The organism is Flavobacterium nackdongense, assembly GCF_004355225.1.
In the GTDB taxonomy this organism is placed as follows: domain Bacteria; phylum Bacteroidota; class Bacteroidia; order Flavobacteriales; family Flavobacteriaceae; genus Flavobacterium; species Flavobacterium nackdongense.
The window spans coordinates 759,601-773,183 of the sequence record NZ_CP037933.1; the positions used below are offsets into that span (position 1 = coordinate 759,601).

Here is a 13,583-nt window from a genome sequence, read left to right on the forward strand (position 1 = left end):
TTTTATTAGGGTTCTCGATACAATTTTTAAAGCATAACTTTTAAGTTATACAATCATTTTTATCTGGCTTTAAAAATCACTCGAACTGACGTACTAGTGACTTTATTCTTTACCCACAAGTCACTTCGAGTGATTTTGAATGGTATTTCGTTTTTTCTCAGTCCTTCAAAAAGGCTAGTGTATACTTTTGAATTTCTTTTCGTTGTGCTGCATTTGCGTTGTCGTCCATGTCATTGTGGGGGGTATTGGCTAATTTCACGATGCTTATGCGATACTTTTTACTTTCTTGTGCTGTGGGCAAAACGCCCTCGTCTGCGGGTTGGTCGCTGGAGCGTAAGGAATATACTTTGACGCTTTTTGTTTTGGGCAATGCCATTCTTCTGTTGTCGAGGGTGATTATTTTCGCTACGATCTTGGGGTATTTCTGCGGAAAAAGAGCGGTCATATCCCCCCCGTTGGAATGCCCCATCAGTGTAAGGTGTTTATAATCTAAATCTGGATTGGTCTTTTGGAGGTGGTTGATTACAAATAAAATAGTGTCGGCCCCACGGTCCCAAAAAGGGCGTCGGACGATTTGTGGAATTCCGGTCAAGGGTATCAAACTGTCTGTTGGCAATTCGTGTTGAATACTCACCACAAAATAGCCTTGTGCAGCTAAGTACTCGGTCAAGTAGGAATAGGCCAAATAGTCTCCGCCTTTGTTTTGTCCGTAGCCGTGACTGAAAATCACCAGTTTTTGTTTGGCTGTTCTGTCGGACTTGGTGTTGTAAATGGCGATCGGAATTTTGCGCTGTCTGCTTTGGTCGTATAAGGTCAGGGTATCGACACTACAAGCGATTGCAGCTTTGTGTACCACTGCTTTTGCAAAGGTTGCGTACGTGGTCAAAAGTGCTATACTGAAAATGGAAAGTGTTTTAATCATGTGATTGCTCTTTGGGTGTGTCGTTGTACAATGAGCGCTAACGGCTTAGTATGGGCCTAAAATTAGGTGTTTTTATGTACGATGGTACATGTTAAGCGCATTTTTTTGCTATACCCATTTAATTAAAAATGTTGGGTGCTGGGTGTTTGGTGCTGGGGGAAAGAAACCACACGAAAGGATTCGTGCGGCACCGGGTTAATTATCGACTGATTTTTTCGAATAAGAGACAACTATACTGTTAAAAAATATATTCTTGCAACATAGTATTCTATTTTTTCTCCACGAAAAAAAGAAATCCTATATTTTACAGTACCTAAGCCTTAGGTGCTGATTTTTATAATATTGATTTACAATTATTTACATTTTGTATAAAAAACATTCAAATCATTTCTATTTGTTTAAAACTCAAGCCAATTGTGAATAAGTTTGACTTTTTAATTCCGATTGGACGCTTTATCTTTGATTTCGTCAAAAAGGCTCTATTAATCAGAGTACTAAGACAAAATCAATTTTGTTCAATTTAATACGGGAAAAATTATGCCGATTAAATTTAAGACGTTACCAAGAAAAAATCCTCAGGACATGGTAGCCCCTGAGAAATTCTATGCCGCTGCAGTAAGCAACGGAGAAACTGATATGGAAGCACTCGCAGAGATGATTGCCTATCAGAGTACTTTAACAGATACTGATTGTTATGCAGTATTGAGATCGTTGGAACACAACATCATCAATGAGCTGAAACAAGGCAGAATCGTTAAATTAGGGAGCTTGGGTAATTTCCAAGTGAGTATTAGTTCCGAAGGCAAAGAGACTCCAGAAGAGGTGTCTGCTGCCAATGTGACTAAATGCAGGATTATTTTCCGTCCTGGAAAAAAACTGCGCCATTTAATGGGTAATCTAAGTTACCTTAAAGCGAGCTAGTAACCCGCCGTTTAGATCAAATCTAAATGTTCGAAAGCCTCGATTGTTCCCGCAGTCGAGGCTTTTTTTTGGCTTTTTTTCACGAAAATTTTCGTCAGTTCGTCCTGACGAAACTTTTGCTTCGTCCTGACGAACCCAAAAACTCGTCCTGACGAGCTAGTCATGTCGTCAGGACGAGTTGAAAATAACTTCAAATGGGATAAAATTTGACTTAAAATAGCTTTTTTGGATTATACAAGCACGAAAAAAGCGTCCTAATTGAGGTGTTTTTTGCTAAAATTTGGATGTTTTTTTACTCGTTTTACTACATTTTGGGCATAAAAAAAGCTCAAAAAAAGCAGCTAGTAACCCGTCTTTTTGAGCAAATTTAAATGTTCGAAAGCCTCGAATAGTTCCCGCTATTCGTGTTCGAATTGTTAGGTAAATATAAATGATATATATACAACTTGTATATACCTTGTTGAAAAGTCATTAAAATCGTTGGTATTACTGACATTAAAAGCCATAACTTATTAACGAAGGCCTTATTTTGTATCAGAAAAAACAGATAAATATTAAAAAACAATAGTATAAATATCGTAAAACGAATAATTTTAATCTTGTTTTTAATTATAATCTATTTGGCCCCAAAAATGGGCTTTGTGTCAATGTACAAATCAAAACTTAAAGGTATTTTACTGTTTTTTAATAAAAAATCGCTCAAATGTGGAAAGACGTAAAATAGTGGATAAACTTAAGTTTACATTTGAATATTGTTTAATCTAAACTTTTATATATAATGAAAAAATTGATTTATAATGAAAGAACACTGTGTATATTTTTAAAAAAAATGCAGGAAATTTAGCGCATATGGGAAGTACTACTGTTTCCGATTCGCATGAGTTTTTTTTGAAAAAAAGTAAGTTTATAAATTGAAAGATATTTTATTATATATAGGTAACAAAAAAATTAAAATTAATAAGTTATTATTTAAATAATCATCAAAGTTGTATATATTTGAAGTAAAAAACATAGGAATAATATAACGAAATATAACTCAAAATATGCAATTAAGTGAAATATTTTGAGCAGCTTTTTTGTTTTACATTATTCCAATAACTCATATTTACATTGCTTTTTACAAGGTAGTTTGTCTCTCTACTTCAAAAGGGTAAAAGTCAAATTACTAAATTTGAGGCACTAAAATAACAGGTTGATAAGTAATGATATTTTAAATTCGATTACATGCAATAATTTGGTTACTTTGTAACTTTAAAAATGGATTTTCATAAGAAAGGATGATATTAGAAAATACTGAAATAACAAAATATACATTCTCAGGACACGACTCCTTTCAGTGCCGACAATTATGGCTTAAAAAGGGATATGATTACGTACAAGAAGGAAAGAATTTTAATGACGAAGATGCGGTTGTTCGTCTTGGAGTTGGAAAAAATATGGTTTCATCCATTCGGTTTTGGTTGAAAGCTTTCAATGTTATTGACAACAAAGACATTCCAACCGAATTTGGCAAACGATTATTTGATGATGAAACTGGTTATGACCCTTATTTGGAAGATGAAGCAAGTCTCTGGCTTCTGCATTATCAATTAGTGAAAAATGGTTTTGCTTCTATTTATTCCATCATTTTTAACGAATTCAGAAAAGAGAAACTCTTCTTTAACAAAGAAACCTTTGTGAACTATGTGAAAAGAATCGGGGAAAGTAATGCCAATTTGAATTTAAATGAAAACACGGTTGCTAAAGACTTTATTGTCTTCGCAAATCTTTATAAAAGCGACCCTGAAAGCAAAGATGTTGAGGATAGTTTTTCAGGAATTCTGTCAGAAATAGAACTTTTAAAGACAACAGGAAAAGGCAAGGATGAACAATTTTACATTGAAAATACAGAAAGAGACAATCTTCCAGAATCAATTGTTTTATATACAATATTTGACAATGCAAACTATGGGAAATCAATTAGCTTGAATTCTTTGGAATTTGACCTGAACAGTCCAGGTTCAATTTTCGCCTTAAATCGTTCCGGTTTGATGAATAAAATCTCAGATTTAGTTGATAATTTCAAAGACATCACTTTTACTGACCAAGCTGGGATCAAGGAATTGCAGTTCAAAAACAAAGCAGACGCTTACACAATTTTAGATAAATATTATGGCAAATAATTTCACAACATCGGTAAATATTATTAGGGACACTGATAGGGATTTTAACTACATCCCAACTCCTAATGCTAGACAAGTTGTTAGCCAAATAGTTAATGACTTTAAAAAAGGCATTCGCTCGTTTAATGTGGTTGGTACTTATGGTACGGGAAAATCTTCTTTCCTTTTAGCATTTGAGCAGAGTATCAAAGGAACAAAACGATATTTTGAACCGAATTTCCTCGTAAACCCTAAGTTTGATTTTGTTAAGTTTATTGGTTCCTACTCTTCCATTATAGAACAGTTTACAGATGCGTTTGAAGTTCAAACAAACAAGAATCTACAAGAAAGTATTCTTTCTGAAATATTCAACCGATACCATTCTATTGGAAAAGAGAACAAGGTTTTATTTATTTTGATAGATGAGTTTGGTAAATTTTTAGAGTATGCAAGCAAACACAACCCTGAAAAAGAATTATACTTTGTTCAGCAATTGGCTGAATTCTGTAATAATCCAAAGCACAATATTGTACTCATAACTACTGTTCACCAAAGTTTAGAATCGTATGCTTATTCACTAAGCAAAACTCAACAACAAGAATGGATTAAAGTAAAAGGTCGTTTCCGTGAAATCACTTTTAACGAACCTGTTGAACAACTTTTGTTTTTGGCATCAGAATATGTTGCTGAAAACTATGAAACGAAGACTTCAAAATCAGAAATTGATAAATGTTTGAAGCTCACTATCGGAACAAAAGCCTTTAACTTCAACAAAGATTTTCTCAAAGAAATTGCTTCAAAATTATATCCTTTAGATATACTTTCTGCCAATATTTTGACACTTTCATTGCAGCGATATGGACAAAATGAACGCTCATTGTTTTCTTTTCTTGAATCGTCAGACCATACAGGTTTAGCGAAATATAACAAACAGGAAAATCCATTTTACAATCTATCAAATGTTTACGATTATCTAAATTTCAATTTCTATTCGTTTTTAACTTCAAAATACAACCCCGACTTTTCTGCTTGGAGTTCCATTCGCTCATCAATCGAAGAGGTGGAAAGAGCATTTGATTCAGATATCAATGATTATATCAAAGCAGTTAAAACGATTGGGCTTTTGAATATTTTCTCAGTAAGTGGTTCAATCTTAGATTTGAATTTTTCGATTGACTATTTGAAAACAGCTTGCGGAGTTACAGATGCCAAGGAAATAATAAAAAACCTCGAAACTAAGAACATAATCCGCTACCGCTCCCATTCAAAACGATTCATTCTGTTTGAAGGAACGGATTTAGATATTCAAACTGCATTGATTGAGGCAGGAAATAAGATTTCGGAAGTTGTTGATATTACAACTCTTCTGAATAATTATTTGGGCGTTCCCCTATCGGGTCGGGCTTTCCGTTCCAATCTTTTGCCCTTCGGGACAAAAGGATTTCCACTGCAATCCCTAACGCAAATAGCGGCATAACGATATAAATTAGGTTTAAAATGAAATTACCAGAATCAAAAGAATTACCTGTAAATTTATTAGCTGCTTGTTTCAATAAAACCAGTGCTACTTATAAATTTTACTGGCTTCTTTCAATTCTACAAGCTGTTGAAAATGGAGCTTTAAAAGTTACTAAAAGGGAATTATTCTCAAGGATGATTTCTAATTCTTGGTTTACTGTCAACTATTTTAATGTATCATTCGGGAAACAAGATTTAATACAAGATGCTATTCGCTCGATAAATAGTTTTGAATCCATTACAATTGACGAGAAAAGAGAAACAGTTTTTCAAAAACTTTTTACAACAAAAAATATAGATACAGAAAAACTACTATGGCATTTCAATAAAAATGTCCCACATTGGTTTTTAAGTCCTTGGTTTCCGAAAATAGAAAATGAAACAGACTCAATGAGAGAAAAAAGAATTTATTCTGAATCTCAAAGATTTGAATCAAAAAGTTTGTATGCCTTGCATCAAGATTACATTGAGATAAATCCTTATTGGGTTAATTATTTAATTTCTAATGCAAGAGTATTAAAGGATTTCTGCTTTTGGAATTTGGCTTTGTTTTTACAATCTAAGAATCCGAATGTGCCCGATATTCCCAATAAACTAATAAAACCAGCAACCAGAAACGGATTAAATAAACAAAGAACTCAATTTTGGGATGTTGTTTTGGATGAATTGGGTTCGGTAGATTGTATTTATACGGGAGAAAAATTAATAAAGGGAAATTATGCAGTTGAACATTTTATACCTTATTCATTTGTATCTCACGATTTAATTTGGAACCTGATTCCAGCAGATAAATCTTTTAATAGCTCAAAAAGCAATAGACTACCTATTCTTGAGAAATACTTTGAACCGTTCTATCAATTACAAAAAAATGCTTATGAAATTGTAAGAAGAAGAACGCCTAAGAATAAATTACTTGAAGATTATCTGACCGTTTTACATATTGAGGAAAACAGTATTAATCACGATAAGTTTAAAGAAATTATACAGCCTTTAGTGTCAATTGCTTCCAATAACGGTTTTGAATTTATGAAATAATGCAAAAGTTAAACCCAAATAGCCACTTAACTGCAAAGGAAAGAGAAACACTTTCTTTTCCTGCTAAAATATTGCTTAATAAAAATTTATTAGTTGGTGATGTTTTGGATTTTGGTTGCGGTTATGGAAGTGATGTTAAATTGCTAAAAGCAAAAGAAATAAATATTGAAGGTTACGACAAATTTCATTTTCCAGATTATCCGAGTAAAAAGTTTGACACCATTATTTGCTTTTATGTTTTGAATGTATTGATGCCAGAAGAACAAGCAACCGTTTTAATGGAATTGTCGCAATTGATAAAACCAACGGGAAAAGTTTATATTGCCGTAAGGCGAGATTTGCAATATGAAGGCTTTAGAATGCATAAAGTCCATCAGAAGAAAACCTATCAATGCAATGTTATTCTAAATTCAAAATCATTTTTCAAAAATGAAAATTGCGAGATTTATGAATATCAGCATTACAATCAACTACAAAGAACCGAAAACCTAAATTGCCCTTTTTGTAATCCCGATTCTGGACGAGAACTTATCGTTGAGTCTGCAACAGCTTATGCCATTTATGATAAATATCCTGTAAATGATGGACACGCTTTAGTTATTCCCAAAAAACATTGTTCCGATTATTTCGACTTAACTTTTAAAGAACAAGCTGCTTGTATGTTTATGTTGAACAGAGTGAAAGAAATTGTTTCAAAAAAATTCAATCCAGATGGGTTTAACATTGGCATAAATATCGGTGAAAAAGCAGGTCAAACTGTTAATCACGTTCATATTCACTTAATTCCTAGATATAAAGGAGATGTTGAAGAACCAAGAGGAGGTGTTAGAGGTGTGATTCCTAACAAACAGAAATATTGATTATGAAGGATAATTTTGGAAATACTAAACCCGTTCAAATTGAACTAAATGAATGGTGGTTCAATGGAAGAATTATTGTTAAACAAGTAGATAATAGACTCCCAACTTGGATTTCTTTCAAAGATTCTGAAAATTCTTTTGAAACGGAAATTCATAGCAGTAAGGCAGATGCAGTGAAATTCTCTTTGGAGAATCCTTTTTTAGCACCTGATAATTTTCCTATAGATTACATTGGTATTAACTAAATTCAAAACAATATGAAAACATCAAATGCGATTTTAGTTTCTTTTGACAAGTCTGATTTCAAAGATTTATTAATTCTTGAAATAGTAAATCATATGAAAGAAAATTGGGAAGACAATCAAGTAATTGATTTATTTCTTGATTCGGATTTTAATTTTGTTGCAGCCAATAAAACACAAGCAGAAAGGGTAAAAGAGCTGATTTTCCAACATAAAACTGCATTAAAAAACAATGTTAAAATCGATTTATAAATTCCATATTTGATTCATATTCTCTAGTAGTAATCTTCCCTTCCATCATTTCCAGTTCCCATAAGAACTTTCTTAGGCCAATAATTTCATCCTTTTGATAAAAGAGATTCTTAAACTTCATAAATAGTTTTCCTGGGCAATTTGAATACAAATATTCCTTTGGATTTTTAGGGTTTGGTATTCCGTATTTCCATCCTTCTGGATATTCTATTAAATCCGTTTCTTCCCATTTACGAACACAGTCATTATATACTTTCCAAGCTTCTGGAAATCTTTCTGAATTTGTCATATAGTATATGCATTAGTGCCACAAATTTACACAAAAAAGGAGGGTTCAGAAAACGAACCCTTGCAATTCTATTTGGATGGATTGGCCAATAGCAGTGAGTTTAATTTGTTGTTGGGTTATTTCAGTTCATCTGCTATAAATTTACTTTCTGTTGGCTTTGCCACTTTTATCAGTAAAGGCGGTAAAATGAAAATGGTAATAAATCATTTGCTTTCATCAAAAGACAAAGAAGCCGTTGAAAAAGCAAATGATAAATCTATAAGTAAAGTCTTCGATTTAACGGACGTCGTTTCACTTGGAAGAGTGCTGGACGAATACGATATTCACTTTTTTGAATGTTTAGCTTATATGATTTCTGAAAAACGGATTGAAATAAAAGTTATCAAACCTAAAAACGGAAAAGGAATTGTCCACTATAAATCAGGCGTTTTTAGTGATGGTCAAGATTCTGTGGGTTACAAGGCTTCTTGCAATTTTACACTATATGGGTTGTCTGAAAACTTAGAGGAATTGGAGGCTTTTTTGAGTTGGAAGAATGGCAGGTCAAACAAATTGATAAAAAAACAACTAAAACTCATTGATGACTATTTCACTGAGAAAGATGAAGACGTTGATTACATCCCTGTGACTGAAATTGAAGTTGTTCTCAAAAATAAATTTGGCAAGAAAGACATCAATGAATTGTTGGTTCAAGAAGAACAACTCCTTAAAAAGAAACAAAGCTTGATTTCAAACCCCAAGCTTAAAAAAACAATTACCAAGCTTTTCAGTGACATTGAAATTATAAGAAGAGCACCAAGATTTCCTTATTCAGAAGGTCCAAGAGAATATCAAATTAATGCGTATAATAGTTGGGTTGCCAATGATTTTAAAGGAATGTTTGCTATGGCAACAGGAACAGGTAAAACGATTACTTCGCTCAACTGTTTACTGAACGAATACAAGAAAACTGGAATTTATAGAGCCATTATAACAGTTCCAACAACAGCTTTGGTTGAACAATGGAAAAAAGAATGTGCTAAGTTCAATTTTAAAAATATTATTACTGTCAGCTCAAAAGAGAACTGGGATAGGAATCTTGCGTTTTTCAATACTGCTTCAAAACTGATAGACACTTCGTATATAGTCATTGTTACTTATGCTTCATTACCAAGACCAAAGTTTCAAAGCTACTTTACTCAACTTCCTAAGGACACTATTTTAATTGCAGATGAAACACACAATTTGGGTTCACAAGGACTTTTAAGATTGTTGCCAAACATTCATCTTGAAAAAAGGATTGGACTATCTGCAACACCAAATAGAAAATTTGACGAGACAGGTAATCAAGCTATTCAAGATTTTTTTAATGATGCACCACCTTACATTGTTTCGTATTCTATGGAAGAAGCATTGAATATCGGTTGGTTGTGTAAATATACCTATCACCCGCACATTGTAAAGCTAACAGAGCAAGAGATGGAAAAGTATAAGGAACTTTCCCTTCAACTGTTGAGAATGGGATTGTTCGATAAAGAAACAGGCAATTTTAGAAGCACTCCTGAAATCGAGAAAAAACTCCTTGAAAGAAAACGAATCATTCACAAAGCAGCCAATAAATTAGAAACATTCAAAGCGGTTTTAAGAATTGAATTTGATAAACGGAAGAATCTGAAATACACTTTAATCTACGTTCCTGAAGGCATTGAAGCTAGTTTTGACGAAACGGATTACAGTATTGAAACAGATGAAGAAAACAGATTAATTGACGATTATACAAAGGCGGTTAGCCAAACAGATGATTCTGTAATGGTGAAACAGTTTACTGCAAATTCTACAAACAGAGAAGAAATCTTGAAAAACTTTGAAGAAAGTAAAATTCACGTTTTAACCTCAATGAAATGTTTGGATGAAGGTGTTGATGTGCCACGTTCCGAACTAGCAATATTTTGTGCGAGTACTGGAAATCCAAGACAATTTATCCAAAGAAGGGGAAGAGTTTTGCGATTACACAAAGATAAAATACACGCAACCATTCACGATTTAGTAGTTGTCCCAGAAGTTTCAGATGAAAGCACCTTTGAAATGGAAAAGGGATTAGTGAAAAAAGAACTTGAACGCGTGGTTGACTTTGCCAATCTAGCAATGAATAAAACTGACACTTACGAAACACTTAAAAGCATTTTGGATTACTACACCCTAAACCTTAACGACTTATAAATTTATTCTTATGGCAAGAAAAGACGATATACTGAAAAGTTTTTTAACACACGAGCTGCTTGAAAACAAGTATGAATTCAATAAAGAAGATTTGCCTTCTACAATTAGAGAAGCTCTTAACTCTGACAAACCTATCATTAAGGCAATTGCCTTGATTGTAGAAGGATTAGACGGCATTGCACCAGTTACGGATTCGGTATTACGAAACCAAGTTACTCAATTTTTAAACGAGGCTTTATGATAATCAGAAGAATACAAATCGACAATTACCTCTGTTATTATGATACCAATACCTTTGAATTATCGGAAGGCTTAAACATTATTCTTGGTGAAAATGGAGAAGGAAAAACAAAATTCTTTGAATCAGTTGATTGGCTTTTCAATGGGGAGAATAGAGAATTAGATATACTAGTTTCTGCAAAAAAGCTGAATGAAACGGAAATTGGAGATAGTTTTCGTGTAAGGGTCGCAATGACCGTAGAACAATATGGAGAGAAAAGTATAATAACAAAATCTTTCGTCGCAAAAAAAGAAAAAGCAAATGAGTGTTCGACTTCAAGTTTTATGATTGAAGGCATTTCCGAAAATAGTTCGGGTGAAAGAACACAAGTTGATGGTCAAGCACTTTTGGACAGAATATTCCCGTTTCAAATTCGGAAATATTCAATGTTCAAGGGTGAAGCGGAACTCAATATTTTTGAAAGTGATAGTGCATTAGCAAACCTTATTAATCTATTTTCTGAGGCAAAGCACTACGATAAATATTCTGTGAAGGGAGCTTTTTTGCGTGATAAAGCAGAAAAAGCAGTTGAAGATTCTTCAAAACTTGACAAAAAGAATGAATCACTTTATAAAAAACTTGAAGGCGATATTATTTATTTGGAGAGAGAGAAAGCAAAGTATCTAGTTCACTTGAACTCCACTGAAGAAGAAATCAGAAAAATTGAAGGAAATTTACAATTAGCAGAAAGTCACGTGAGCAATGCAGATGCTTTAGATACACTCAACAAAAGAATAAAAGAAATTGAAGAAAAAATTTCTTACTTAACAGGAAGGATTGATGAGAACTACACTACTTCCTTATTTGATGAAAATTGGATTCTAGTAAATTTCGAATCATTACATAAAGAGTTTGCAGAAAAAGTGTCCTCACACAGCAAATCCAGAAGAGAACTTCAATCAGAGTTTGACAAACAAATAGGGATTAAAGAAGGCGTAAAAAAAGCCAAAGCAGAATTATTAAACAATGCTATTCCTCTTCCTAATAACATTCCTTCAAAAGCTATAATGGAAGAAATGCTAAATGATGAAATCTGTAAAGTCTGCAATCGGGAAGCTACAAAAGGTTCTGAGGCATACGAATTTATGATGAAAAGACTTAAAACGTATTTAGAAAGTCAAGTTACAGAAGATAATGAACCCAATAAAGACGAACCTCTTTTTAAATATGATTATACAAATAGGCTTGATAATTTGAGTATTAGTCACGAAGATAACCTTAAAAATCTTAGATTAATAAGAACCAAAATTAAGGACCTATTTGAATTTAATGATAACCGAAAAAAAGACATTGAAGAACTCAACGAACAATTAGATAAAGAAAAAACAGAGAGAGACCGAATTTTAGGGAATTCAAGTATTGCAGCAGAAAAACTGATTGATGTTCTTAAAAATTACAATGCTTGGCAAAAAGACCTTAAAAATAGGAATAAAGACCAAGTGGACTACACAACTAAAGTGGAAAGTTTTGAATCTGACATAAAAGCAAAAAAGGAAGAAAAAGACAAAATTGATACGAGTTCAGCTAACTCTTTCTTGTTAAAAACAAGAAACATCTTGCGTGACATTGAAACTATTTTTATAGATACCAAGGAGAATAAATTTGATGAATTTATTTTGAAGCTTCAAACTAAATCAAACAGATTTCTAGAGATAATTAATATTGATTCATTTACTGGAGAAATTTCCATATATAAAAAAAATAGATTAGGAAAAACAACTGTTGAAGTGCAATTAATGCAAAATGGCAGGCCTCTTTATAAGCCAAACGAATCGCTTGAAACATCAATGTATATTTCTATTCTTTTTGCAATTTCTGAGTTAGCGTTTGAAACAAAAAATGAGTATTATCCTTTAATTTTTGACGCACCAACTTCTTCTTTTGGGGATTACAAGACTGCTCAGTTTCTGAATTTGGTTTATGAGACAAAAAATCAAAAAATTCTAGTTACTAAGAATTTTCTAGACCGAGACAAGACAACAAAGAAATTATTTGTCAAAAAAGATTTTGAATCAGTCAAGAGAGATAAAGCTTTTTGGGTTAAGCTTGAAGAGCCATTTAATAAAAACGATTTAACTACCATTAATACCCTAGTAATAAATCTATAGTATGAAAAATTTATTTGAAAAATGGAAAGAAAAAATTCCAAATTATAGTGAAGTACACAAATCATTATTTGATTCTTTGTCTCAAAAATTTGGTGCAGAAGGTGAGAAGAAAATCAATCTTGGTAAAAATTTCAGTACCAACTATGAACTATATACTTTTGCCTTTTTCTTAGGACTTTACAAAAATGAATTTACTCCAATTTCTGATGGAGAAAAGAAAACTAATTTTAGGCACGCAATTCAATTCTGGGGTAGTAAAAGTTCTCCTATTCGCAAAGACTTTACCAACTTACAAGAAAATATGTTTATTGCACTTGTAGCCAAAACAAGCATTGATCTGGTAGCACTCGAAAAAGGAGAATTAGATGAAGATGATGCTGTGAAAACTCTTATTAAAACTATGGAATCTTACACCAACGGTGGTCTGATTTTGATTAAAGAGAAATTAGAAGAAAACCCGAACTATTTTTTACAGCCAACTTCATTTTTGAATATGATTTTAGAAACCGAAAAAAAATAAAACAGTCCATTTATTTCCATCTCAAAACAAGACTAGTGTTGCACATTTAAAATCTTTTTTATAATCTTTGCATCAGCATCAGGAATCCCAGTACATCGGGATGCCAACCGATCCCCTCAAGACACGGTGGCTTAGTATGCGGAACAGTCGTTCAAATGATTTGAGAAACCATCCTTTTTATCTTCATTTCACGACCTAACAAAAGTTAACTTTAATTTGTTACGTTATGAATTCAGTAGTCTGTAAAACATTTGCAGCCAAAGCCACTATTGCTTTGCCTGTTCATCCCAATAATT

Annotated in this window: 14 protein-coding genes; 11 read left to right on the top strand and 3 right to left on the bottom strand. The window is 32.8% G+C overall.

What is annotated here, in order from left to right:
• Positions 1–157: 157 nt before the first annotated feature.
• Positions 158–922 carry an alpha/beta hydrolase family protein gene (locus tag E1750_RS03050; protein ID WP_133275350.1) on the bottom strand — a complete coding sequence of 255 codons (765 nt, stop codon included), beginning with the start codon at positions 920–922 and terminating at the stop codon, positions 158–160.
• A gap of 537 nt (positions 923–1,459) precedes the next feature.
• On the opposite strand from E1750_RS03050, the gene E1750_RS03055 reads away from it, so the two are divergent.
• Complete coding sequence (locus tag E1750_RS03055) at positions 1,460–1,843, top strand: HU family DNA-binding protein (protein ID WP_133275351.1); 384 nt, start codon at positions 1,460–1,462, stop codon at positions 1,841–1,843.
• 11 nt (positions 1,844–1,854) lie between these two features.
• Here E1750_RS03055 and E1750_RS17715 read toward each other — a convergent pair whose 3' ends face one another.
• Positions 1,855–2,037 (bottom strand): hypothetical protein, encoded by a 183-nt coding sequence (locus E1750_RS17715; RefSeq protein WP_165697999.1) that lies wholly within the window; start codon positions 2,035–2,037, stop codon positions 1,855–1,857.
• A gap of 1,083 nt (positions 2,038–3,120) precedes the next feature.
• On the opposite strand from E1750_RS17715, the gene E1750_RS03060 reads away from it, so the two are divergent.
• Genes E1750_RS03060 through E1750_RS03085 form a run of 6 tightly spaced genes read left to right on the top strand, consistent with a single transcriptional unit; the run spans position 3,121 to position 7,891 of the window.
• Positions 3,121–4,005 carry a DUF4007 family protein gene (locus E1750_RS03060; protein ID WP_133275352.1) on the top strand — a complete coding sequence of 295 codons (885 nt, stop codon included), beginning with the start codon at positions 3,121–3,123 and terminating at the stop codon, positions 4,003–4,005.
• On the top strand, positions 3,995–5,461 hold the full coding sequence (locus E1750_RS03065; protein WP_133275353.1) for a hypothetical protein: 1,467 nt from the start codon (positions 3,995–3,997) through the stop codon (positions 5,459–5,461). Before E1750_RS03060 ends, E1750_RS03065 begins: the two co-directional genes overlap by 11 nt.
• A 20-nt stretch (positions 5,462–5,481) precedes the next feature.
• The gene (locus E1750_RS03070) at positions 5,482–6,537 is read left to right on the top strand and encodes an HNH endonuclease domain-containing protein (protein ID WP_133275354.1); all 1,056 of its coding nucleotides are present in this window, start codon (positions 5,482–5,484) and stop codon (positions 6,535–6,537) included.
• Complete coding sequence (locus E1750_RS03075; protein WP_176582350.1) at positions 6,537–7,397, top strand: HIT family protein; 861 nt, start codon at positions 6,537–6,539, stop codon at positions 7,395–7,397. Before E1750_RS03070 ends, E1750_RS03075 begins: the two co-directional genes overlap by 1 nt.
• Positions 7,398–7,399: 2 nt before the next feature.
• Positions 7,400–7,642 (top strand): hypothetical protein, encoded by a 243-nt coding sequence (locus tag E1750_RS03080; protein WP_133275356.1) that lies wholly within the window; start codon positions 7,400–7,402, stop codon positions 7,640–7,642.
• Positions 7,643–7,654: 12 nt separating this feature from the next.
• Complete coding sequence (locus E1750_RS03085) at positions 7,655–7,891, top strand: hypothetical protein (protein WP_133275357.1); 237 nt, start codon at positions 7,655–7,657, stop codon at positions 7,889–7,891.
• Here the strand turns inward: E1750_RS03085 and E1750_RS03090 are convergent.
• Positions 7,875–8,180 carry a hypothetical protein gene (locus E1750_RS03090; protein WP_133275358.1) on the bottom strand — a complete coding sequence of 102 codons (306 nt, stop codon included), beginning with the start codon at positions 8,178–8,180 and terminating at the stop codon, positions 7,875–7,877. The genes E1750_RS03085 and E1750_RS03090 overlap by 17 nt on opposite strands.
• Positions 8,181–8,195: 15 nt before the next feature.
• On the opposite strand from E1750_RS03090, the gene E1750_RS03095 reads away from it, so the two are divergent.
• Genes E1750_RS03095 through E1750_RS03110 form a run of 4 tightly spaced genes read left to right on the top strand, consistent with a single transcriptional unit; the run spans position 8,196 to position 13,287 of the window.
• Positions 8,196–10,379, top strand: a complete 2,184-nt coding sequence (locus tag E1750_RS03095; protein WP_227873949.1) for a DEAD/DEAH box helicase family protein — start codon at positions 8,196–8,198, stop codon at positions 10,377–10,379.
• 10 nt (positions 10,380–10,389) lie between these two features.
• Entirely contained in the window at positions 10,390–10,620 is a 231-nt protein-coding gene (locus E1750_RS03100; RefSeq protein WP_133275360.1) for a hypothetical protein, read from the top strand.
• Positions 10,617–12,767 (top strand): AAA family ATPase, encoded by a 2,151-nt coding sequence (locus tag E1750_RS03105; RefSeq protein ID WP_133275361.1) that lies wholly within the window; start codon positions 10,617–10,619, stop codon positions 12,765–12,767. Before E1750_RS03100 ends, E1750_RS03105 begins: the two co-directional genes overlap by 4 nt.
• 1 nt (position 12,768) lies before the next feature.
• The gene (locus E1750_RS03110; protein WP_133275362.1) at positions 12,769–13,287 is read left to right on the top strand and encodes a glycoside hydrolase family 15; all 519 of its coding nucleotides are present in this window, start codon (positions 12,769–12,771) and stop codon (positions 13,285–13,287) included.
• Positions 13,288–13,583 lie beyond the last annotated feature (296 nt).